Here is a 22,145-nt window from a genome sequence, read left to right as displayed (position 1 = left end):
CGGAGTGCCCGATGCCCAAGCCGATCTCCCTGCCCAGGCTCGTTTCCGCGCCCCCGGCCGATCCGCCTTACGACGACGAGCGCGCCGGCCGGCCGCCCCTGACGTACGGCTCGCTCGCGCTGGCTCCCGAGCCCGCGCCGCGTGCCGTCCCCCCGGCGGGCGCCGGGAGTCTGCGGGGGCTTCCCGTCGCGCGGCCGCCCATGCGGGGGTTCCCCGGTGTGCGGCCGGGGGCGGTGCCGGACGAGCGTGCCCTGCGCGGGCTCGGGCAGGCGCTGGCGGAGGTCCTGGCAGGCCGGCGGCCGCCGGAGACGGTCCAGGGCAGGCTCACCGAGCGGGCCTACCGCGAGATGGTCCGGGCCGGGAAGATGATCGACACGGCCCGGCCGCCGCTCGTGGGCCTCCCCCACGTGCAGCGTCCTCGTGAGGGCGTGCTGGAGATGTGCCTGCTCGTCCACTGCGGGCCGCGCAGCCGGGTGCTCGCCGTACGGCTGGAGCGGCAGGGCGTGCAGTGGCTGGTCACCGAGTTCGAGACCGCCTGACCGCGGCGAGGGCGGGGTCCGGCGGACGACCGATCCCGCCGTGCCGCCTGGGGTGGGCCGCACCGGCCGTGACGTGCGGAACCCCCGCCGGACGGGGTCCGGCGGGGGTTCCCTAGGTGTCGCCTACGCCTCGACGTTCCTGGGGTCGCCGTGGCAGCGCTTGAACTTCTTGCCCGAGCCGCAGGGGCAGGGCGCGTTGCGCTCGACGTTGCCGTACGCCGCGCGCTGCTCGGGCGTCGAGCGCACCCGGCTGACCTCGACATCGCCGCTCTCGCCGGGCGCCGAGTAGACCATCTCCGTGGGCCTCGACGGCTGGCGCAGCGCCCGCGCGATGATCGAGCCGGTCTCGGCGAGGGCCGGGTCCTCCTCGGCGTTCTCCTCCACGATCGGGTTGGCCTGCACCTCGACCTCGAGGTTGAACAGGTAGCCGACCGACTCCTCCTTGATCCCGTCGAGCATCGCGGTGAACATCTCGTATCCCTCGCGCTGATACTCGATGAGCGGGTCCTTCTGGGCATAGGCGCGCATGCCGATGCCCTCCTGGAGGTAGTCCATCTCGTAGAGGTGCTCGCGCCACTTGCGGTCGAGGACCGACAGGATGACCCGGCGCTCCAGCTCGCGCATGGCCTCCGAGCCGAGCTGCTCCTCGCGCCGGTCGTACGCCGCGAGGGCGTCCTCCTTGATCTTCTCGGCGAGGAGCTGGGCCGTGAGGTCCTCCCGGTCGCCGCCGGCCTCCTGGACGAGCTGGTCGACGGTCAGCGAGATCGGGAACAGCTGGCCGAACGCCTTCCAGAGCTTGTCGAGGTCCCACTCCTCCGCGAAGCCCTCGGAGGTCGCGCCCTTGACGTAGTCGTCGATGACGTCGGTGACGAAGCCGCGCACCTGCTCGTGCAGGTCGGCGCCCTCCAGCACCCGGCGCCGCTCGGCGTAGATGACCGTGCGCTGCCGGTTCATCACCTCGTCGTACTTGAGGACGTTCTTGCGGATCTCGAAGTTCTGCTGCTCGACCTGGTGCTGGGCCGACGCGATGGCCTTGGACACCATGCCCGACTCGATCGGCACGTCGTCCGGGATGTTGAGCCGCGTCATGATCATCTCGACCCGGGCCGAGTTGAACAGCCGCATGAGGTCGTCCTCGAGCGAGAGGTAGAACCGCGACTCGCCCGGGTCGCCCTGACGGCCGGAACGGCCGCGCAGCTGGTTGTCGATGCGGCGGGACTCGTGCCGCTCGGTGCCGAGGACGTAGAGCCCGCCGAGTTCGACGACCTCCTCGTGCTCGGCCTTCACGGCCTCCTTGGCCTTCTCCAGCGCCTCGGGCCAGGCCTTCTCGTACTCCTCCGGGGTCTCGGAGGGCGACAGGCCGCGCTGCTGCAGCTCCAGGTCGGCGCGGAACTCGGGGTTGCCGCCGAGCATGATGTCGGTGCCTCGACCGGCCATGTTGGTCGCGACGGTGACGGCGTGCTTGCGGCCGGCCTCGGCGACGATCGTGGCCTCACGGGCGTGGTTCTTCGCGTTCAGCACCTCGTGGGGCACGCCCTGCCGCTTGAGCATCCGCGACAGCTTCTCGGACTTCTCCACGCTGGTGGTGCCGACGAGGACCGGCTGGCCCTTCTCGTACCGGGCCTTGATGTCGTCGACACAGGCCTGGAACTTGGCGTCCTCGCTCTTGTAGACCACGTCGGCCTGGTCGCGGCGGACCATCGGCCGGTTGGTCGGGATCGGGACGACGCCCAGCTTGTACGTCTGGTGGAACTCGTTGGCCTCGGTCGCGGCCGTGCCGGTCATGCCCGAGAGCTTCTCGTACAGGCGGAAGTAGTTCTGGAGGGTGATCGTGGCGAGAGTCTGGTTCTCGTCCTTGATCTTCACACCCTCCTTGGCCTCGATGGCCTGGTGCATGCCCTCGTTGTACCGGCGGCCGTGCAGCACGCGGCCGGTGAACTCGTCGACGATCAGGACCTCGCCGTCGACGACGATGTAGTCCTTGTCCTTCTTGAACAGCTCCTTGGCCTTGAGGGCGTTGTTGAGGAACTGCACGAGGTGGGTGTGCTCGGGCTTGTACAGGTTGTCGATGCCGAGCCAGTCCTCGACCTTCTCCACGCCGGCCTCGAGGATGCCGACCGTGCGCTTCTTCTCGTCGACGACGTAGTCGCCCGTGCTCTCCTCGCCGTCCTTGCCCTCGGTGCCGCGGCGGAGCCTCGGGACGATCTTGGCGAACTCCTGGTACCACTTGCCCGACTGCTCGCCCGGGCCGGAGATGATCAGCGGCGTCCGGGCCTCGTCGATCAGGATGGAGTCGACCTCGTCGACGACGGCGAAGTTGTGGCCGCGCTGGACGCACTCCTCCTTCGACCACGCCATGTTGTCGCGCAGGTAGTCGAAGCCGAACTCGTTGTTCGTGCCGTACGTGATGTCCGCGTTGTACTGCTTGCGGCGCTCCTCCGGCGGCATGTTGGCCAGGATCACACCGACCTCAAGGCCGAGGAAGCGGTGGATGCGGCCCATCGTGTCGGCGTCGCGCTTGGCCAGGTAGTCGTTGACCGTGACGACGTGGACGCCCTTGCCCGAGATCGCGTTGAGGTACGCCGGCAGCGTACAGGTGAGGGTCTTGCCCTCACCGGTGCGCATCTCGGAGATGTTCCCCATGTGGAGGTTGGCGCCGCCCATGAGCTGCACGTCGAAGTGGCGCTGGCCGAGGACCCGGCGGGCGGCCTCGCGCACGGTCGCGAAGGCCTCCGGCATCAGGTCGTCGAGGGACTCGCCGTCGGCGTGGCGTTGCCGGTACTCCGCGGTCAGCGCTCGAAGCTCGGCGTCGGACAGGCTCTTGAAGTCCTCTTCGATGGAGTTGACCTGCTCGGCGATCCGCTTGAGCTTACGCAGAGTCTTGCCTTCGCCGGCGCGAAGGATCTTGTCGAGAATGGCTGCCACTTTTAGTAAAGCTCCTCGCAGGTCTACCCCGGCCGCTCCGCCGGGGTGGGAGGACGAGACATACTTCCCCGCTAGCCATCGTAGGCGGTTCCATCACCAGACACAGCCACCCGCAATCGACGGAGCGCCGCGGCACAATCGGATAACACATAAGCCCTGAAAGGGTCAGAAGGTTCCCCCGATGTGCCCCCCGGCCTGGCCATCAGGTAGAAAACGGGTATGGCACAGAGCGGACACCAAGGCAGCCACGCGGGAAGCGCCAAATCCTGGCTCGCCGTCACCACCATCCTCATCGGCTTCGCCGTCGGCGGCGTCGCGCTGACCCTCGGCCCGAACTGGGTGGTCGTCTGGATCGGGGTGGGCATCTGCGCCGTGGGCGCGCTGCTCGCCCTCGCCTTCGACATCTTCTCCGACGTGATCGTGGACGCCCCCCGGCAGGTCGCCGTCCAGGAGCACCACTCGCCGCTGGAGCGCCACCACTGAGCGCGGCTTCTGGAGGTGTGACGAACCGCCGTAGGCGTTTTGTCGGTCACTCGGTCTAGCATCCCTTCCGTGACCGACCTGACCGCCGACGAGGCCCGCCGGATCGTCCTGCGGGCCCAGGGCTTCCTCGGCGCGGGCGCGCGCACCGGCGGCGTCCCCGCCGTGCTGCGCCGCGTGGGGGCCGTCCAGCTCGACACCATCTCCGTGCTCGCTCGCTCCCACGAGCTCGTCGCGTACGCGCGCCTCGGCGCCGTCGGGCGGGCCGCCGTGGAGCGGGCCTACTGGCACGAGCCCGCCCGCGCCTTCGAATACTGGTGCCACGCCGCCTGCGTCCTGCCCATCGAGCAGTGGCCGCTGTACGGCTTCCGCCGCCGGGCCTACCGCGAGCGCCGGTTCCGCTGGCACGAGGTGCCGCCCACGGTCGACAAGGTCCTGGAGCGGGTGCGCTCCGACGGCCCCCTCACCACCTCCGACATCGGCGGCGCCAAGAACGGCGGCCCCTGGTGGGACTGGTCCGACTCCAAGATCGCGATCGAGTTCCTGCTCGACATCGGCGAGGTCGTCTGCACCCAGAGGGTCGGCTGGCGGCGCGTGTACGACCTGGCTGAGCGGGTGGTGCCCGCCGACCTGCTCGCCCGGGACCTGCCGGACGCCGAGGGCGTGACCGGGCTGACGACCATCGCCGGGCGCTCCCTGGGCGTGGCGACGCGCGCCGACCTCGTCGACTTCACGCGGGTGAAGGGCAGACACGCGGCGATGCTCGACGAGGCCCTGCTGAGCGGCGCCGCCGGGCTCGTGCCCGTCCGGGTCGCCGGATGGCCCGTCCCCCGCGCCGGCCGGTCGGCCGCCGCCCCCGGGCCCAACGCCTGGGCCGACCCCGTCGCGCTGGAGAGCGAGCCGCGGGGCCGCCACCGCACCACGTTGCTCTCGCCGTTCGACTCGCTCATCTGGGAGCGGGCCCGCGCCGAGCGCATCTTCGGCCTCAACCACCGGCTCGAGGCGTACGTGCCGAAGGACAAACGCGTCCACGGCTACTTCGCGATGCCGGTGCTGGCGGGCGGCCGGATCATCGGCCGGGTCGATCCGGCCCGCGAGGGCACGACGCTCGTCGCCCGCCAGGTCGGGTTCGAGCCGGGCGGGAGCCGGGCCCGGGCCGTGGAGGGGATGCGCGACGCCCTGTGGGAGGCCGCGAGCTGGGTGGGCTGCACGGACGTCCGCGTCGAGAGGGTGGCCGCGCCCGAGCTCGAGGCCCCCTTACGCGCCGCCCTCGCCGGCTGAGCCGTCCGAACGTCCCTGCGCGGGCCGGAACGACCGCCCGTCATCGCGGGCGGGCCGGAGTGGTGCGTCATTCCGGGGCGGGCCGGAGTGGCCGCGCCCTCTGCGGGACGGCCCGCTACGGCAGGCGGCCGATCCCGGGAAAGCCTCCGAGACGGTCAGGTGATCTCGAGGAGGCGCTCGCGGACGGCGTAGACCACGGCCTCCATCCGGGAGTGCAGCTGGAGCTTCTCCAGGATGTTCCGGACGTGGTTCTTGACCGTGTTCTCCGAGATGAACAGGTCCTTGGCGATCTCGCGGTTGTTCATGCCCTTCGCGACCAGGCGGAGGACCTCCATCTCCCGGTCGGTCAGCCGCGGGACCGGCAGCTGCGGCGGCCGCTCGGCCTCCTTCCGGCTCATGTTCGCGAACTCGCTGATGAGCTTGGCCGCCATGGCGGGATTGATGAGGGACTGCCCCTCGTGGACGCCGCGCACGGCGTCGGGCACCTCGTCGATCTGGACGTCCTTGAGCAGGTATCCGGTCGCGCCGGCCTTGATGGCCTCGAAGAGGTCCTCCTCCTCGTCGCTGACCGTCAGCATGATGATCCTGGTGCTCGGCACCGACTCCTTGATCTTGCGGGTCGCCTCGATCCCGTCCTTCTTCGGCATGCGGACGTCCATCAGCGCGACGTCCGGCATGAGCTTGTCGGCGAGTTCGACCGCCTCCTGGCCGTCGCCGGCCTCGCCCACCACCTCGATGTCCGGCTCCGCGGCCAACGCCAGCTCCAGGCTGCGGCGGATCAGCGCGTGGTCGTCGACGATCAGCACACGGATCGGCTCGCCGCGGGTGGCCGGTCGGGCCGCCTCGTCGGGTCGGGTCACGGAACCTCCTTGCGGGGGCCAAGGACGCTGGATCGCCATCATTACACGGCTTCCAGCCGAATGAGGATCTTCGTCGCGCGTGGCGCGCCGGCCCGTGGACTCCCCACGGGCCGGGGCCTCAAACGGCTCTCGAGAGAGTCCCGCGGACGTGGTCCGGCCGGCCGGACCCTAACCCTCGACGAGCCTCAGCACGCCGTAGTTGTAGCCGCGGCGCCGGTAGACGACGCTCGGCAGGCCACCCTCCTTGTCGCGGAAGAGGAAGAAGTCGTGGCCCACGAGCTCCATCTCCAGGAGCGCCTGGTCGATCGTGATCGGGTCGGCCTTGTGGAACTTCTCGCGGACGACCAGCGGTCCGTCCCCGTCCATCTCGATGGGGACGATGGGTTCGGCGTGCTCGCCCGGCTCCTCGTGGATCTCGGCGCTGATCTCCGCCGCGGACAGCGCCTCGACCGGCGCAGCCGCCGGCCAGGCGACCTCCTGCTCGCTCTCGACCACCGCGGTGATCTCCGCCACCGAGGGGGGGCAGCTCTTGCCGTGATGGATCTTGCGTCGGTCACGCAGCCGCCGCAGGCGCTCCTCCAGCTTCCCGAGTGCGATGTCGAGCGCGGAGAACCGGTCGTCCGCGCAGGCCTCCGCTCTGATGGCGGGGCCGCGGGAGTGGATCGTCAGCTCCACTCGTTCGCGCTGGCCGCTCATGCGGTGGTTGGGATCCTTCGAGACCTCCACGTCCACGCGGATCAGCTTGTTATCCAGTCGTTGGATCTTGGCCAGCTTCGTCGAGACATGGTCGCGGAACCGGTCACTCACGGTGGTGTGCCGTCCCTTGACAATGATTTCCACGCAAAGCCCCCCTTCAGACATCGACTGTCGTGTTCGGCGCTCGTAGCACCCGTCCGGCCGACCTGGTCTTCGTCCCCACATCCGCCTGCTGAGGGGTTCGCAGCTCACTCGCCACTACTGCCCTTCTCCTCTGGCGGGGGACATCTGGACCCCCGGGAGGGCAGGACTTACCTCTAAGCCGCACCGTGATCGGTCGACCAAGAGTCGCCTTACGTGGGCCGTTTCGCCTGCGGCTGGCATCGGCTAGCCAGGCCGGACTCCGGAGCGGAGTCGGCCCGGCGCAACCACGGACCCGAACGGGTGCCATGTCTGAACGCTAGTCGTTGGCGGCACGAATGTCAGCCAGGAGATCGGCTAAACGATCACTTTGCGTGATCCGGAGCTTGGACGAATCGGGGGAAAATTCGTGGCTGGATTGCGGAAGGCGCGGCGCCACAGCGAGATGGACGGCCTCACCAGGCGAATCGCCGGGCCGGGTGACGAATGTACGTCCTGACGGCCACACGGCCATTTGCCCCGATCTTTACGCTGCGTAATGATTGGCCCGCCCGACGCCCCGGCGTGTCGCGGCCCTTCGCGGCGTGGCCGCCACCGTGATCGCGAGCGGCACCGGGACGCCCGCGGCGGTGATCGCCCGGGCCGCCTCCGCCAGCGTGGTGCCGGTCGTCACCACGTCGTCCACCAGCACCACCACCGGCTCGCCACCCCGGCCGCCCACCGCCGCCTCCGCGCGGGCGTGAGGAGGCGCGTGGAGGGCCGCGACGCCGGGGGCTGCCTGGAAGGCCCCGGACAGGTTGGCGGCCCGCTGCGCGGCGCTCAGGCCCGCCTGGTCGGCCACCCGCCTCGCCTGCCGGAGCAGGGGCACGGCGACGGCGGGGACGCCGCGGCCGCTCAACTCGCGCGCGGCGACGGTCGCGAGCGCGCGCACGGGGTCGTGCCCGCGCCTGCGCGTGGCCGCCCGCGCGCTCGGGACCGGCACCAGCACGACCGGCCCCGCCGCCCGGAACGGGACGACTGGCCCGAACGACCCCGCCCGCGCCACCGGACCGGACGGCTCAAGCGGCCGCAGCGCCGGCCCGGCGATCGGGCCGGGACGCCGTGCTCCTCCGATCGCCCCGGCGATGCCGGCCGCAACCGGAACGCCTGGACCGGACGGGCCGCCGGGCGAGCGCAGCGCCGCGAGGGCGGTCGCGGCCAGGCAGGCGCCCAGGAACGGCGCGAGCGACGTGCGGCCGCGCTCCTTGTACGCGAGGATCACGCGGCGGGCCGCCCCCTCGTACGTGGTCCCGGACCAGCACTCGGGCAGCCCGTCCGGCGGTGGGTGGGGCGGCCGGGGCTCAGGGTCGCGAGACAGTCCCGTCGCGCACACGCGGCAGGTCACGGACCCCGGCTCGCCGCATCCGGCGCACCGGGGCGGGAGCACGAGGTCGAGCATCGCCGCCAGCACGACCCCACCCTGCCAGCCGCCGCCGACATTTCCGCGCCTCCGCGGACCGGCGGCCGCCGGCTTCGGGGCGGCGCTCGCGGGCGCCCTCGCAGCGCGGAGAACTTCGCGGGGCGGCGGTCAGCCGAGGGGGTAGACCGGAGTGCGGGCGCCGTCCTTGGCGACCGGGGTCCAGTCCTTCTTGTCGATGCTGTAGTTCAGCACCGTGCCGTCCTCCTCCCCGGCCAGCACGTGGCCGGGGGCGGCGGAGAGCGAGTCGATCTTCGCGTTCGTGTCGGGCTTGCTGGGCGCGTCGGGGTCGATCTTGCCCTCCATGACCGACCAGGTCGTGAGCTCCTGGCCGCTCTTGCCCTCCGACAGCACGAGCAGGTCGGCCGCGTCCTGCCAGGCGATGTTGACGATCTTCTGCTCGTCGCGGGCGTCGACGAGCGTCTGCATGTCGTCGATCTTGGCCTGGCCGCCGATGCGGACGATCGTGCCGACCTTGACCGTGGTCCCGAGCCCCTCGTCCGTGATGACGGCGACCCGGGCGCCGTCACGGGAGACGCGCAACGCTGAGACGTGCGAGGTCGCGAGCTCCTCCGGGATCAGCACCTTGCGCGCCGGCCCGCCGTCGGACTGCCAGACCCGCGTCTGCTGCAGCCCGTACGGCTCGGCCGTCCACACCTGGCCGTACCGGTCCCAGGAGGGGGCGGTCAGCTTCTTGCCGGTGATGACGCGCCGCCAGGGGCTGCCCTTGGACATGGCGGTGACGTACACGCCGTCGCCGTTCACGATGGCGGCGACCCTGGGCGTGTAGTCGCTCGACACCGCGGGGTCGGTGAACTTCACGTCCTGCTCGCCGGCCGCGCCGGCGACGGGCAGGCCGCCGCTCTTCTCCTTCTCCTGCGCCTGCTGGAGCTTGCCGTCCCGCATGTAGTAGATCTGGGCGGAGCTGGTCAGGACGTTCGGGTCGAACCTGGCGTAGTCGCCCGGCCGGAACCTGAGCCCCGTGTCCCGGAACGGCTCGCCGTTCACCCGGATCTCGATGTTCCGGCCGGCGGCCAGCTCACCGAGGGTCCAGGCGAGCTGGGCCTTCATCGTCTCGATCCGGTCGCTTTGGACCGACTCGATGGCCGCGGTGAAGTCGACCACGACCGTGTCGCCCTCGACGGTGATCTGGTTGAGGTCGGTGCCGGACGGGAAGGCGGTCGTCACCGCGTCCCTGACCGCGTCCGTGGGACCGTCCAGGAGGCGGCGGACGCGGGTCTCGGGCACGCCGCGGCTCGGCTCGATCGGCACCCACACCCGGTCGACGACGAGCCCCGGCGACGGGGTCGCGGACGGGTAGCACAGGTCCACGGGACGGTAGGCCCGCTTCACGTCGTCGCTGGACAGGAAGCGGACGTCTGGCGGCGCGTCGATGCGCCACTGCCCCTGGACCTTGACCAGCGTGAACGCCTGGTCGAGGGGGCCCGACACCGCGTGGTACCGCCCCTGGGGGTCGATCGTGGCGACCAGCCGGCCCTTCAGCGGGATCGTCACGCTCGTCGCGTTCTTCGGGTAGGCGGACCGGTCGGGCTCCAGCTTGCCCTCGTAGACCTCGGTCTCCTTGAGCGGGTTCCACCTGCTCGCGGTCGACGGCGTCAGGTACGTCCGCGCGATCCGGAGGCGGGAGTCGTCGAAGCTCGCCATCGCCGCCTGGAAGCCCTTGACGATCTCCTCGGGGAGCGCGTTCGCCCGGGGCGGTGTGGCGATCATGCGGACGTACGGCTGGATGAGCGTGTCCCTGCCGCTGTTCTCCTCGGCGGCGCGCGGACTGCTGCTCGTGGGGACGACGGCGCACCCGGCGCCGCCGGACAGCAGCACGACGGCCACGCCGGCGACGGCGAGCCGGGGCCGCGGCAGGCGATACGCGGCGCGACGGCCGTGCACCGTGCCGGTCCGCCTCGGAGAGCGCGGCTCAGTCGCCATCGAAACCGCCCGCGTCGGCGTTCTCCCTGACCCGCATCCCGGCCTCGGCGACGGCGACGGCCGGGGACAGGACCGGGGTGACGTGGCTGCGCCAGGTGCGCCGCATCTCGACCTCCGGCGGCACGAGCGGCAGCGGCGAGCCCTTCAGCGGCGCGCCCGCGAGGCGGGGCAGCGACAGCCGGAACTGGCTGCCCTCCCCCGGCGAGCCCCAGGCCTGCAGCCATCCGCCGTGGAGCATCGCGTCCTCGCGGGAGATGGCGAGGCCGAGACCGGTGCCGCCGATCGTCCGGGCGCGGGACGGGTCGGCCCGCCAGAAGCGGTCGAAGACCATCGTCTCCTCGCCCGGCTTCAGCCCCACCCCGTGGTCCCGCACGGCCACGGCGACGGCGTCGCGGTCGGCTCCGAGCGTGACGACGACGTCCCTGCCCTCGCCGTGCTCGATGGCGTTGAACAGCAGGTTGCGCAGGATGCGCTCGACCCTACGGCTGTCCACCTCGGCCACGCACGGCTCACTGGGCAGGCGCAGCTCGAAACGGGTCGCCTGCCGCTCGGCCAGCGCCTCGGAGTCGCCCACGGCCCGCAGGACGACGTCGCGCATGTCGACCGACTCGATGTCGAGGGTGGCGGCGCCCGCGTCGTACCGGCTGATCTCCAGCAGGTCGGCGAGCATCGACTCGAACCGTTCGAGCTGGGCCTGCATGAGCTCGGCGGACCGGGCGGCCATCGGGTCGAAGCCCTCGCGGCCCTCGTACAGCAGGTCGGCGGCCATCCGGACGGTCGTGAGCGGCGTGCGCAACTCGTGGGAGACGTCGGACACGAACTGCCGCTGCACCTGGGACAGCTCCTCCAACTGGTGGATCTTGACGGCCAGCGTCGAGGCCATCTCGTTGAACGAGGTGGCGAGCCGGGCGAGGTCGTCCTCGCCGCGCACCTTGAGCCGTTCCTCCAGGCGTCCCGCGGCGAGACGCTCGGCCGCCTGCCTGGCCAGCCGTACGGGCGTGACGACCTGGCGGGTGACCAGGGAGGCGATGCCGGCGAGCAGCAGCACGAGCGCCGCGCCCGCGCCGATCAGCATCCGCTGGACGGCGTCGAGGGTGTTCTCCTCCTCGCCGAGCGGGAAGAGGTGGTAGATCTCGTACGTCCCGTTGATCCGGGCGCCGACGACGATGCCCTTCTCCGGCGGCCTGTTCCCGAGATATCTGAGCGTCACGAACTGCTGCCAGAGCGTCCCCTCCTCGACGGTGCCCTGGACCTTGGCCCGGAGGTTCGCGGGGATGCTGGCGGGGTCGACGTTGCCGGAGGCGCGCCCCTCGCCGATCGTGCTGTCGTTGAAGACGACCACGTCGTACCGGCCGCCGGACCGGTCGGCCAGCGCCTTGGCGGCCGCGTCGACGAGGTTGCCGTTCTGCAGCGCGGACGCGGCGTCCTGCGGCGCGTCGGTCACGTCGGTCGGCGGCGGGGTGAGCAGCCCGCTCGCGGTGGCGATGTTGGCCCGCGACTCCTCGACCGCGGACAGCTCGCTGGCGTGCAGCACCGACGTGATGATCGACTGCATCAGGAAGACGCCGAGGACGACCACGACGGCCACCGACAGCACGAGCGTGCTGGTGACGACCCTGAGCTGGAGCGAGCGCCGCCAGACCCGGCGCGCCCTCCCCGCGAGGCGGCGCGCGCGCCTGCGGACCCCTCGGGCGATCTGGCCCGGGGTCCGGCGGCGGGGCTTCCTTGCGGGGGCCGGCATGGCGCGCGGCTTACGCGGGTCCGGCCTTGTAGCCGACGCCCCGCACGGTCACGACGATCTCGGGGTGCTCGGGGTCCTTCTCGATCTTGGCCCGCAGGCGCTGGACGTGCACGTTGACCAGACGGGTGTCGGCGGCGTGCCGGTAGCCCCAGACCTGCTCCAGCAGCACCTCGCGGGTGAAGACCTGGCGGGGCTTGCGGGCGAGCGCGACCAGCAGGTCGAACTCCAGCGGCGTCAGGTTGATGGTCTCCTCGGCACGCTTGACCGAGTGGCCGGCGACGTCGATCGTGATGTCGCCGATCTGCAGGATCTCGGGGGTCGGCTCGTCGGTGCGGCGCAGCCGGGCGCGCACCCGGGCCACGAGCTCCTTCGGCTTGAACGGCTTGACGATGTAGTCGTCGGCGCCGGACTCCAGCCCGAGCACCACGTCGATCGTGTCGCTCTTGGCCGTCAGCATGACGATGGGGACGCCGGACTCGGCCCGGATGCGGCGGCACACGTCGATCCCGTCGGCGCCGGGCAGCATCAGGTCGAGCAGAACGAGGTCAGGACGCGTGTCCCGGAAGGCGTCGAGCGCCTTGTCGCCGTCCGAGACGAACGACGGCTCGAACCCCTCCCCGCGCAAGACGATGCCGAGCATCTCGGCGAGAGCGGCGTCGTCGTCGACGACCAGCACGCGTCCTTTCATGGCCCCTCATTCGTTCTACGCGTTTGGGAGTTTTGGGCGTTTGTCACAGGTTCCCCCGAAGGCTACCGGCGGCCGCCCCTTGGGCGTTACACGACCGGGACAGTGCATGGAGTTTAGGCGCACACGCTGGAGCGCGCGATTATCTGACCAGATGCGGTCACATCGGGGGGAATCCCTTGGTGCGGCCACGCTCCCAGTCTGCGCTCGCGGCCACCGTTTCGGCCATCCCCCGGCCGTGTCCCCGGCGCCGTCCCGGGAGCTGCCCGCGACCGTGTCCCCGGCGCCGTCCCGGGAGCTGCCCGCGACCCTGTCCCCGGCGCTGTCCCCGGCCGTGCCGCGCGCCCGCCCACGCGTGTCCGCCGGATTACGGCCCGCCCTCGCCCGCACACCGCTCCAGCGCGCCGTACATCATGCCAGGATTGGGACATGACAGACGGTCCCGGATCCACCCCCGACGTGCCCCCGGGCTGGGCCGCCGCGCAGCCGCCGCCGTACGGCGCGGCTCCCGGGTCCTGGGCCTCCCCCGGCGACCAGGGCCGGCCGGACGACGGCCAGGCCGCTCCTCCCCCGCCGCCGCCCCCGCCCGGCTCCTGGCAGGGCCACCCGTACAGCGGTCAGCAGCCCGGCGCCCCCGATGGCCAGCAGGGCCGGCAGGGGTACCCGGGCGGGCCCGGGGCCCAACCGGGATACCAGGGATACCAGGGATACGGGCCGTACGGCCAGGTGCCGCAGGCGCCGCGCCCCGGCATCATCCCGCTGCGGCCGCTGGCGCTGGGCGACATCCTCGACGGCACCATCAAGCTGATCCGCTCGAACCCGCGGGCCACGCTCGGCCTGTCCGCCATCGTGGCCGCGATCACCTCGGTCCCGCTGGCCATCGGGCAGGCGGTCAGGCTGGGGTCGCTCGGCGAGGTGATGAACGACCCGGCGGCCCTGTCGTCCGGCGACGCGACGCCGCTCGACGGGATCGGGCCGCAGCTCGTCGGCACGCTGGCCACGCTCGTCATGACGTTCGTCGCGACCACCGTCCTCACCGGCATCCTCACGCGGGTGCTCGGGCGCGCCGTCTTCGGCGGCCGCATCACGGTCGGCGAGGCCTGGGCGCTCGTGCGCTCGCGGGTCCCGGCCCTGCTCGGGCTCGTGCTCGTCCAGGGGCTCCTCATGCTGGCGCCGCTGATCGTGGCCGTCCTGCTGTTCGTGACGCTCACGGTGGCGGGGGCGTTCGACGCCTCGGGCGGGGTCGGTCTCGCGGTCGTGCTCGCCCTTGTGTTCCTGCTGCTCTACATCCCGTACGTGCTGTTCTTCCAGTCGAGGTTCGCCCTGTCGGCGCCCGCCGTGGTGCTGGAGCGCCGCGGCGTGACCGACGCGATGCGCCGCTCGTGGCGGCTGGTGAAGGGCGACACGTGGCGCGTGCTGGGCATCCTGCTGCTGACGCAGCTGCTCGCGGCGCTCATCAGCGGCGTGCTGTCGGTGCCGTTCTCGATCGGCGGCTCGTTGCTCGGGCTGCTGGGGCACTCGCCCGCCGCCTCCCTGCTCGCGGCGCTCGCGCTGACGCTCGGCAACGTGGTGAGCGCCATGATCACCTATCCGTTCCAGGCCGGGGTGAACGGCCTGCTGTACGCCGACCGGCGGATGCGGGCCGAGGCGTTCGACCTCGTGCTGCAGACGGCGGCCGCCCGCAACGCCACCCAGGGCTGGGTGCACGCGAGCGTCGACGACCTCTGGCACCCCTCGTACGCCGCGGGCACGGACCCCGCCGCCCCCGGCCCCTACTACGGGCCCCGGCCATGACCCTGGCGGCGGCCGCGCTCCTGCTCGCCGGGCCCGACGCCGGGCGGGAGGAGGCCCGGCGCGAGGCGGCCCGCGAGCTGCTGAAGCCGGTCTACCAGCACGAGTCGGTCCTCGACCGGATGTGGCGGACGTTCACGCAGTTCCTGGGCGACCTGCTGGACGCCGGCGGCGGCACGGCCGGCGGCGTGCTGTCGCTCGTCCTCATCGTCGTGGTCCTCGTGGCCCTCGCCGCCCTGCTGCTGTGGGCGCTGCGCCGCATGTCGCGTGACCGCGGGGCGGGCGCGGGCGGCGTGTTCGAGCGGGGCGAGCTGACCGCCGCCGAGCACCGCGCCGCCGCCGGGCGGCTCGCGGCCGAGGGAGACTGGAGCAGCGCGATCCGGGAGCGGCTGCGGGCCGTCGCCCGCGACCTGGAGGAGCGCGCCATCGTGACCCCGCTGCCCGGCCGCACGGCCATGGAGCTCGCCGACGTCGCGGGACGGGCCCTGCCGGCCCACGCGGCCGACCTGCGCGCCGCCGCGCGGGTGTTCGACGACGTCACGTACGGCGAGGTCCCCGGCACCCGGGAGGCGTACGAGACGATGGCCGGCCTCGACGAGCGCCTGCGGGCGGCGCGGGTCTCGCTGGACGCCGGCACATGACCGTGACCGTGGCCGGGAGCCCGGCGCCGGTCTCGCCGACCGCGGGCGCCCTGTGGCGCCGCGGGCGGGCCGTGCTGCTGGTCGCGGTGCTCGTCCTCGTCGCCGCCCTGGTCCCCGCGCTGCTGGCGCCCTCCGAGGAAAGCGGCAGGTACCTCGACCCCGGCGACACCTCCTTGTCGGGGAGCGGCGCGCTGTCGGCGCTGCTGACGGCCCACGGCGTGTCGGTGAGCCGGGCCGACGGCGTGGCCGGCGCGCTGGCGCAGGCGGGGCCGGACACCCTTCTCCTCGTCACCGAGGCGAGCGCGCTGACCAGGGACGAGGCGTCCCGCATCGGAGCGGCGCCGGGCGACCGGCTGGTCGTCGGGCAGGTGCCCTACCTCGACGTCCTCGCGAGCGGCGTCACCGCGAGGAGGGAGCCGGCCCGCCCCCGCTCACGCGAGCCCGGGTGCGCGCTGAGGGAGGCCGTCCGCGCGGGCAGCGCCCACATGGGCGGCACGGCGTTCACCGGGCCGCCCGGGTCGACCGGCTGCTACCCGGACGACGGACGGCCCACGCTGGTCCGCTACGCGACCGGCGGCCGCACGGTCACGGTGGTGGGGGACGGCGCGTTCCTCACCAACCGCAGGCTGGCCGAGGACGGCAACGCGGCGCTCGCCGTGAACCTCGCCGGCGCCCGGCCCCGGCTGATCTGGCTGGTCCCCCCGGACGCCGACGACGCGGACGGCATGGGCGACGACGACTCGGGTGACGGCGGCTCGGGCGGCGGACGCGGGCTGGGCGACCTCATCCCGGACGGCGTCGGCTGGGCGGTGGTCCAGTTGGTCGCCGCGGTCGGCGTGGTGGCGCTGTGGCGGGGCCGCCGCCTCGGGCCGGTCGTCGCGGAGCGGCTGCCGGTGGTCGTGCGGGCCGCCGAGACGGTGGAGGGACGCGGCCGGCTCTACCGGGCGCGCAGAGCCAGGGACCGGGCCGCGCTCGCGCTGCGGGCCGCCGCGGCCGACCGTCTCACCGCGCCCCTGGGACTTCCGCGGACCGCGACGTTCGACGAGATCGCCGCCGCCGTCGCCGTACGGACCGGGGAGGACCCGGAGCGGGTGCGGTCGGCGCTGTACGGCCCGCCGCCCGCGGACGACGCCGCGCTGGTGGCCCTGGCCGGCCACCTCGACACACTCGAAAGGCAGGTACGAGAGTCGTGACCACACCGGGATCCCCATCCCCCGCGCCGCCGGGGTCCGACGCCGCGCGGGAGGCGCTGGGCGCGCTGCGCGCCGAGGTCGCCAAGGCCGTGGTCGGGCAGGACGCCGTCGTCACCGGCCTCGTCATCGCGCTGCTGTGCCGGGGGCACGTGCTGCTGGAGGGCGTGCCGGGAGTGGCCAAGACGCTGCTGGTCCGCACGCTCGCGGCGACGCTGTCGCTGGACTTCAAGCGCGTCCAGTTCACCCCCGACCTCATGCCGGGCGACGTCACGGGCTCGCTGGTGTACGACGCGCGGACGGCGGAGTTCGAGTACCGCGAGGGGCCCGTCTTCACGAACCTGCTGCTCGCCGACGAGATCAACCGGACGCCGCCGAAAACCCAGGCCGCGCTGCTGGAGGCGATGGAGGAGCGTCAGGTCAGCGTCGAGGGGACGGCGCGCCCGCTGCCCGACCCGTTCATCGTGGCCGCCACGCAGAATCCCATCGAGTACGAGGGGACCTACCAGCTTCCCGAGGCCCAGCTCGACCGGTTCCTGCTGAAGCTCACGGTGCCCCTGCCGCCGCGCGAGCAGGAGATCGCCGTCCTGGAGCGGCACGCCCTGGGCTTCGACCCGCGCGACCTGTCGGAGATCAAGGCGGTCGCCACGGCGGGCGACCTGGAGGCGGGCCGCCGGGCCGTCCGGCAGGTGCACGTCGGGCCCGAGGTGCTCGGCTACGTCGTCGACCTGGCCCGCGCCACCCGCCAGTCGCCGTCCCTGCAGGTGGGCGTGTCCCCTCGGGGCGCGACGGCGCTGCTGGCCGCCGCCCGGGCGTGGGGCTGGCTGTCCGGCCGCGCGTACGTCACCCCTGACGACGTGAAGGCCCTGGCCCGGCCCGCGCTGCGGCATCGGGTGCAGCTGCGCCCGGAGGCCGAGCTGGAGGGGGCCACCCCGGACGGGATCCTCGAGGGCATCCTCGCCTCCGTGCCCGTCCCTCGATGACACCCGGCGGGCCGTACCGAAGGGAGCCTCTCACGATGACGCAGCCCCAGCCTCCGGCCGGGCCGACCGGGCGGCCGCCATGGCGCTGACCGGTCGCGCCGGGCTGCTCGCGGCCCTGGGCGCCGTCCTCGTGCTGTTCGCCCCGCGGCCGGGCCTCGCCGTGGCCGGCATCCTGCTCCTGCTGGCCGCGCTGGTCGTCGTTGACCTGCTGCTCGCGGGCGGCGTGCGCGGGCTGCGCTTCCAGCGGGACGGCGAGCGCCTGGTGCGGCTCGGCCAGTCCGTCCGGGTCGGCCTGGTCGTGGAGAACTCCGGGCCCCGGAGGGTGCGGGGAGTGCTGCGCGACGCGTGGCCGCCCTCGGCCGGCGCGACCCCCCGCCACCTCCGCGTCGACGTCCCCCGTGGCGAGCGCAGGCGGCTGGAGACGACGCTGACCCCGACCAGGAGGGGCGACCGGGAGGCCGTGACCGTGACCGTCCGCTCGGTCGGTCCGCTCGGACTGGCCGCGCGGCAGGGCACGCACCGGGTGCCGTGGTCGGTCCGGGTGCTGCCGCCGTTCCTCAGCCGCAGGCACCTGCCGGCGCGGCTGGCCCGGCTGCGCGAGCTGGACGGCCGGCACCCGGCGCTCGTCCGCGGCCAGGGCACCGAGTTCGACTCGCTGCGGGAGTACGTGGTCGGCGACGACGTGCGGTCCATCGACTGGCGGGCCAGCGCGCGGCGCAGCGACGTCGTCGTCCGCACCTGGCGGCCCGAGCGCGACCGGCGGGTCCTGATCGTCCTCGACACGGGACGCACGTCGGCCGGCCGCGTCGGCGTCTCGCCCATCCCCGGCGCGGGCGGCAGGACGGCCGGATGGCCCCGGCTCGACTGGTCGATGGACGCCGCGCTGCTGCTGGCCGCCCTGGCCGCCCGCGCGGGCGACCGGGTCGACTTCCTGGCCTACGACAGGGGCGTGCGCGCCTGGCTGTCCGGCGCCTCCCGCACCGAGCTGCTGTCGTCCCTGGTGACGTCGATGGCCCCGATCGAGGCGGAGCTGGTCGAGTCGGACGGCCCGGGGATGGTGGCAGCCGTGCTGGCCAGGGCGAGGCGGCGCTGCCTGGTGGTGCTGCTGACCGACCTGAACCCGGCCGCCATGGAGGAGGGCCTGCTGCCCGTGCTGCCCCAGCTGTCGGGCCGCCACCTCGTGCTGGTCGCCTCCGTCGCCGACCCGAAGGTCGCGGCCATGGCCGCGGGCCGGGGCACGGCCGAGCGCGTCTACGACGCCGCCGCGGCCGAGCAGCTCAGGGGCGAGCGGCGGCGCATCGTCTCGCTGCTGCGCCGTCAGGGGGTGGAGGTCGTCGACGCCCTCCCCGAGGACCTCGCTCCCGCCCTCGCCGACGCCTACCTCGCCCTCAAGGCCGCCGGCCGCCTCTGACCTCCGTACGCGCGACTCGCGGTCAGGCCGTGGGCGCCAGGTCGGGGGCCTGCTCGATGTCGCCCGTCTCGCCGTCCCGCAGGGCCCGCCGGCCGAACACGATCACGTACGTCAGGAAGAGCGCCTCGGCCAGGACGCCGATCGAGACGCGCGCCCAGGTGGGCAGGCCGGACGGCGTGACGCCGGCCTCGATCAGGCCGGAGACGAACAGCACGGCCACCAGGCCGAGGGCGACGCTCATCACGGCCCGGCCCTGCTCCGCCAGGGCCTCGCCGCGCCGTCGCGGGCCGGGGTCGATCACCGTCCAGCCGAGCCGCATCCCCACCCCGGCGGCTAGGAAGACCGCGGTCAGCTCCAGCAGGCCGTGCGGCAGGATCAGCCCCCAGAACACGCCGGCCCTGTCGTGCGCGTGCATGAGCCCGCCGAGCAGGCCGACGTTCGCCGCGTTCTGCCACAGGATCCACGGGATCGGGATGCCCAGCAGGACGGCCGAGACGATGACCTGCATCGACACCCAGGCGTTGTTGATCCACACCTCGCCGGCGAACGACGCGGCCGGGTGCTCGGAGTAGTAGTCGGCGAAGTCGTGCTCGACGAGTTGCCTGATGTCCTCCGGCGTGCCGACGGCCGCCTGGACGTCGGGGTTCCTGGCCACCCACACGCCGACGACGTAGGCGACGACCAGCGAGGCCGCGGCGGCCCCGAGCCACCAGCGGCGGGCGCGGTAGGCCGTCACGGGGAACGACACCGTGAAGAACCGGACGACCTCCCGCCAGGCCGGGGTGTGGGCCCCCGTCACGGCCGAGCGCGCCCGGGCCACCAGCGAGGACAGGCGGCCGGCCAGCAGGGCGTCGGTCGAGCCCGAGCGGACGACGGACAGGTGGGTGGTGGCCCGCTGGTAGAGCTCGACCAGCTCGTCGACCTCCGCGCCCGTCAGCCGGCGGTGCCGCCGGACCAGGTCCTCGAGCCGGTCCCAGGTCGGCTTGCTCGCGGCGACGAACGCGTCCATGTCCACGCATGGGACCCTACCGACAGGGTCGCAGTAGGGTGCGCAGTGTGTCCGAAGTCGTGACCGGCGAAGCCGTCGTCGTCGAGGTCCGGGTGGCCCAGCTGCCGAGCCGCGCCCTCGCCGTCGTCGTCGACTGGGTCCTCCAGTGGGCCGTCCTGATCGTGGCGTACGTCCTGGTGTCCCACGCGTCCGTCATCGCGGACGAGGCGCTGAGCACCGGCCTGCTCATCCTGCTGACCGTGCTCGTGCTCGTGGGCTACCCGGTGATCTCCGAGACCGTGAGCCGGGGCCGCACGCTGGGCAAGCTCGCGCTCGGCCTGCGCGTGGTGAGCGACGACGGGGGCCCCGAGCGCTTCCGGCAGGCGCTGTTCCGGGGGCTGGCCGGGTTCGTCGAGTTCTGGACGTTCATGGGCGCGCCCGCGCTGATCACGTCGCTGCTCAACCGGAGCGGCAAGCGGCTCGGCGACGTCTTCGCCGGCACGATCGTCATCAGCGAGAGGGTCCCCCGGCAGGACCCTCCCCCCGCCATGCCGCCGCAGCTCGCCTCGTGGGCCGCGATGCTGGAGCTGTCGCAGCTGACCGGCGAGGTGGCCGACACTGCCCGGGGATACCTGTCCCGCTGGCACCAGCTCGCGCCGCGGACCCGGGACGAGATGGGGACGCGGATCGCGGCCCGCGTCGCCGCCCAGGTCGCGCCCCCGCCCCCGCCCGGGGTGCCGCCGCACGCCTATCTCGCCGCCGTCCTCGCCGAGCGCCGGCGCCGCGACGAGGCGCGCCTCGCCCGGGCGCGCCGCCCGCTCCCCTCGTACGAACGGCCCGTGCACGCCGGGGTTCCCCGCCCGTACGGCGGCGTACCGGGGCCGGTCACCCAGGGGCCCGCGCGGCCGGCGGAACCGGCGGATCCGACTCCCGGGGGATTTCTTCCGCCCGTTTAGGTGTAGGCCGCGAAATGCGGGGCACCTGTGGCCATTGCAGGTCATGGGGCACACCTGCAGTGGGGTTGAGGCGGGCACGCCGGGCGCGCAGAGGGAGAGGTCGCACCGGGCGTGCCCGCCCGCTTCCGTCAGCGGTCAGGATCGTCAGCGCCGGATGCCTGGCCGCCCGCGGCGGATGAGGGCGATCCCGACCGCGACGGCCGCCAACGCCGCGAGGGCGATGACGCCGATCTGGAGCGGCGTCCCGAACGACACCCCGGCGTCCTGCGCGGAGGCGGTCGCCGGCCTTTCCGGTCCGAGCGGGGCCGCCGCCGCGGCGGATCCGGCGGCGATGTCCCGCGCGTTCACCTTCGTCGTCAGGCTGGCCTTGGAGGGCTCGGTCGCGGTCACCGTGACCTTCCACTCGCCGGCAGGCAGCGGCTCGGCGAGGTGGTAGAGGTTCTGGCCCTCGGGTGACGACCTGAGGGGAACCGGTCCGAAGGAACGGCCGTCGGTGGAGGTCGCGACCAACGTCGCCTCGACGATCTCCGTGACGGGATGGCCGTCCTCTTTCCAGGTGGCCAGCACGTTGACGTTCTGGCCGCCGTCCCCGGCCACCTCCAGCTTGATCGGTCCTTCGTGGGCCGAGGCCGCGGGCGCCCCGAGCATCAGCACGAGTCCTGCCAGCAAGAGGGTCATGACGTATCGCAGAGTCTTGTTCACGACTCGTGGGTCCCTTCAGGTTCGGGGTCGGGGGTGAGGGCCCCGTCGCCGGGCGAGGCCGGCAGGAACACGTGCTGGTGTCCGTAGCCCGCGTCGACGTTGACCGCGTCGAGGGCGGTGGCTCCGACCGACCAGGTGAAGAGCGCGGCGGCGCGTTGCCGCACGGCGAGGTCCATCACGGTCGTCCGGATCTGTCCGGTGAGTCCCCGCGAGGCCGCGTACGTGTCCACGGTGGTGGCGATCTGCCGTACGGCGGAGGCGAGACTCGACCTCGCGATGTTGGTCGCGGTTTCGCCGGAAGGCGGATCGGCGAAGCCGTCGACGGCCGTGGCGGCCGCCTGCCGCCAGCGGGCGACGTCCGCGGGGGTCACGACGGCCGGTCCGGCGGTGCCGTCGACGGGCATGACGCGGCCCAGGCCTTCGAGCACGGGGACGAGCCGATCGCGGGTGGTGCGGGCCAGCTCGGTGAGCGCCTTGATCTGCGCCTTGTCCCGGAGAGCGTCCTCGGCCCTGAGCCGGTCCGCGATCTGTTCGGTGGAGCTCGGCCGGGTCGCCGCGAAGACCAGGCCGCCGGCGACGAGCGCGCCGAGCATGAAGACGGCCGCGAGGCCGAGCGCCCGGCTCCGGGCCGGACGCCGGATCGGCGTCGGTTCCGTGCGTCGGCTGATGACCGCCACCTCCTGATGGGCGCACGCGGGGATCTGTGGGGAACGAGGGTGCCCCGCGACGCGTGTC

Annotated in this window: 19 protein-coding genes; 9 read left to right on the top strand and 10 right to left on the bottom strand. The window is 73.1% G+C overall.

What is annotated here, in order from left to right:
- Positions 1-11 precede the first annotated feature (11 nt).
- A complete protein-coding gene (locus tag Mco01_RS32620; RefSeq protein WP_204060683.1) occupies positions 12-539 on the top strand; it encodes an Rv3235 family protein in 528 nt (175 codons plus the stop codon).
- A 123-nt stretch (positions 540-662) separates the two neighbouring features.
- On the opposite strand, the gene secA is transcribed toward Mco01_RS32620, so the two are convergent.
- Positions 663-3,464 carry a preprotein translocase subunit SecA gene (secA, locus tag Mco01_RS32615; protein ID WP_204060682.1) on the bottom strand — a complete coding sequence of 934 codons (2,802 nt, stop codon included), beginning with the start codon at positions 3,462-3,464 and terminating at the stop codon, positions 663-665.
- 219 nt (positions 3,465-3,683) lie between these two features.
- On the opposite strand from secA, the gene Mco01_RS32610 reads away from it, so the two are divergent.
- The gene (locus Mco01_RS32610; RefSeq protein ID WP_036327892.1) at positions 3,684-3,947 is read left to right on the top strand and encodes an HGxxPAAW family protein; all 264 of its coding nucleotides are present in this window, start codon (positions 3,684-3,686) and stop codon (positions 3,945-3,947) included.
- 69 nt (positions 3,948-4,016) lie between these two features.
- The gene (locus Mco01_RS32605; RefSeq protein ID WP_204060681.1) at positions 4,017-5,225 is read left to right on the top strand and encodes a winged helix-turn-helix domain-containing protein; all 1,209 of its coding nucleotides are present in this window, start codon (positions 4,017-4,019) and stop codon (positions 5,223-5,225) included.
- 155 nt (positions 5,226-5,380) lie between these two features.
- Here Mco01_RS32605 and Mco01_RS32600 read toward each other — a convergent pair whose 3' ends face one another.
- The 6 genes from Mco01_RS32600 to mtrA form a co-directional block, all read right to left on the bottom strand.
- Positions 5,381-6,085 carry a response regulator gene (locus tag Mco01_RS32600; protein ID WP_036327894.1) on the bottom strand — a complete coding sequence of 235 codons (705 nt, stop codon included), beginning with the start codon at positions 6,083-6,085 and terminating at the stop codon, positions 5,381-5,383.
- A gap of 168 nt (positions 6,086-6,253) precedes the next feature.
- On the bottom strand, positions 6,254-6,925 hold the full coding sequence (gene hpf, locus Mco01_RS32595; protein ID WP_036327895.1) for a ribosome hibernation-promoting factor, HPF/YfiA family: 672 nt from the start codon (positions 6,923-6,925) through the stop codon (positions 6,254-6,256).
- Between the two features lie 523 nt (positions 6,926-7,448).
- Positions 7,449-8,372, bottom strand: coding sequence for a ComF family protein (locus tag Mco01_RS32590; RefSeq protein WP_204060680.1), 924 nt, complete (start codon positions 8,370-8,372; stop codon positions 7,449-7,451).
- Between the two features lie 117 nt (positions 8,373-8,489).
- Positions 8,490-10,283, bottom strand: a complete 1,794-nt coding sequence (locus Mco01_RS32585) for an LpqB family beta-propeller domain-containing protein (protein ID WP_204060679.1) — start codon at positions 10,281-10,283, stop codon at positions 8,490-8,492.
- A gap of 28 nt (positions 10,284-10,311) precedes the next feature.
- Complete coding sequence (gene mtrB, locus Mco01_RS32580; protein WP_204060678.1) at positions 10,312-12,063, bottom strand: MtrAB system histidine kinase MtrB; 1,752 nt, start codon at positions 12,061-12,063, stop codon at positions 10,312-10,314.
- Between the two features lie 10 nt (positions 12,064-12,073).
- Positions 12,074-12,751 (bottom strand): MtrAB system response regulator MtrA, encoded by a 678-nt coding sequence (gene mtrA / locus Mco01_RS32575; protein WP_036327899.1) that lies wholly within the window; start codon positions 12,749-12,751, stop codon positions 12,074-12,076.
- 426 nt (positions 12,752-13,177) lie between these two features.
- On the opposite strand from mtrA, the gene Mco01_RS32570 reads away from it, so the two are divergent.
- The 5 genes from Mco01_RS32570 to Mco01_RS32550 all read left to right on the top strand — a co-directional run bounded on the left by Mco01_RS32570 (position 13,178) and on the right by Mco01_RS32550 (position 18,764).
- On the top strand, positions 13,178-14,542 hold the full coding sequence (locus Mco01_RS32570) for a DUF7847 domain-containing protein (protein ID WP_204060677.1): 1,365 nt from the start codon (positions 13,178-13,180) through the stop codon (positions 14,540-14,542).
- On the top strand, positions 14,539-15,180 hold the full coding sequence (locus tag Mco01_RS32565; protein WP_204060676.1) for a DUF4129 domain-containing protein: 642 nt from the start codon (positions 14,539-14,541) through the stop codon (positions 15,178-15,180). The genes Mco01_RS32570 and Mco01_RS32565 overlap by 4 nt, the downstream gene beginning before the upstream one ends.
- Complete coding sequence (locus Mco01_RS32560; protein WP_204060675.1) at positions 15,177-16,373, top strand: DUF4350 domain-containing protein; 1,197 nt, start codon at positions 15,177-15,179, stop codon at positions 16,371-16,373. The genes Mco01_RS32565 and Mco01_RS32560 overlap by 4 nt, the downstream gene beginning before the upstream one ends.
- The gene (locus Mco01_RS32555; protein WP_204060674.1) at positions 16,370-17,353 is read left to right on the top strand and encodes an AAA family ATPase; all 984 of its coding nucleotides are present in this window, start codon (positions 16,370-16,372) and stop codon (positions 17,351-17,353) included. Before Mco01_RS32560 ends, Mco01_RS32555 begins: the two co-directional genes overlap by 4 nt.
- A 79-nt stretch (positions 17,354-17,432) precedes the next feature.
- Positions 17,433-18,764, top strand: coding sequence for a DUF58 domain-containing protein (locus Mco01_RS32550; protein ID WP_204060673.1), 1,332 nt, complete (start codon positions 17,433-17,435; stop codon positions 18,762-18,764).
- Between the two features lie 22 nt (positions 18,765-18,786).
- Here the strand turns inward: Mco01_RS32550 and Mco01_RS32545 are convergent, their stop codons facing one another.
- Positions 18,787-19,779 carry a stage II sporulation protein M gene (locus Mco01_RS32545; protein WP_204060672.1) on the bottom strand — a complete coding sequence of 331 codons (993 nt, stop codon included), beginning with the start codon at positions 19,777-19,779 and terminating at the stop codon, positions 18,787-18,789.
- 41 nt (positions 19,780-19,820) lie between these two features.
- On the opposite strand from Mco01_RS32545, the gene Mco01_RS32540 reads away from it, so the two are divergent.
- Complete coding sequence (locus Mco01_RS32540) at positions 19,821-20,708, top strand: RDD family protein (protein WP_204060671.1); 888 nt, start codon at positions 19,821-19,823, stop codon at positions 20,706-20,708.
- A 144-nt stretch (positions 20,709-20,852) separates the two neighbouring features.
- Here the strand turns inward: Mco01_RS32540 and Mco01_RS32535 are convergent, their stop codons facing one another.
- A complete protein-coding gene (locus tag Mco01_RS32535) occupies positions 20,853-21,410 on the bottom strand; it encodes a hypothetical protein (RefSeq protein WP_204060670.1) in 558 nt (185 codons plus the stop codon).
- Positions 21,407-22,087 (bottom strand): hypothetical protein, encoded by a 681-nt coding sequence (locus tag Mco01_RS32530; RefSeq protein ID WP_204060669.1) that lies wholly within the window; start codon positions 22,085-22,087, stop codon positions 21,407-21,409. Before Mco01_RS32530 ends, Mco01_RS32535 begins: the two co-directional genes overlap by 4 nt.
- Positions 22,088-22,145 lie beyond the last annotated feature (58 nt).

Origin of the sequence: Microbispora corallina (genome assembly GCF_016863035.1) — a bacterium.
Lineage (GTDB): Bacteria > Actinomycetota > Actinomycetes > Streptosporangiales > Streptosporangiaceae > Microbispora > Microbispora corallina.
Note: the sequence above shows the minus strand (reverse complement) of the source record. Positions and strands in the feature narration are given on the sequence as shown.

Excerpts from the sequence above, each read along its gene's own strand:
- Mco01_RS32620 (WP_204060683.1), top strand. The coding sequence starts at position 12 with ATGCCCAAGCCGATCTCCCTGCCCAGGCTCGTTTCCGCGCCCCCGGCC.
- Mco01_RS32570 (WP_204060677.1), top strand. The coding sequence starts at position 13,178 with ATGACAGACGGTCCCGGATCCACCCCCGACGTGCCCCCGGGCTGGGCC.
- mtrA (WP_036327899.1), bottom strand. The coding sequence starts at position 12,751 with ATGAAAGGACGCGTGCTGGTCGTCGACGACGACGCCGCTCTCGCCGAG.
- mtrB (WP_204060678.1), bottom strand. The coding sequence starts at position 12,063 with ATGCCGGCCCCCGCAAGGAAGCCCCGCCGCCGGACCCCGGGCCAGATC.
- Mco01_RS32550 (WP_204060673.1), top strand. The coding sequence starts at position 17,433 with ATGGCGCTGACCGGTCGCGCCGGGCTGCTCGCGGCCCTGGGCGCCGTC.
- Mco01_RS32560 (WP_204060675.1), top strand. The coding sequence starts at position 15,177 with ATGACCGTGACCGTGGCCGGGAGCCCGGCGCCGGTCTCGCCGACCGCG.
- Mco01_RS32565 (WP_204060676.1), top strand. The coding sequence starts at position 14,539 with ATGACCCTGGCGGCGGCCGCGCTCCTGCTCGCCGGGCCCGACGCCGGG.
- Mco01_RS32610 (WP_036327892.1), top strand. The coding sequence starts at position 3,684 with ATGGCACAGAGCGGACACCAAGGCAGCCACGCGGGAAGCGCCAAATCC.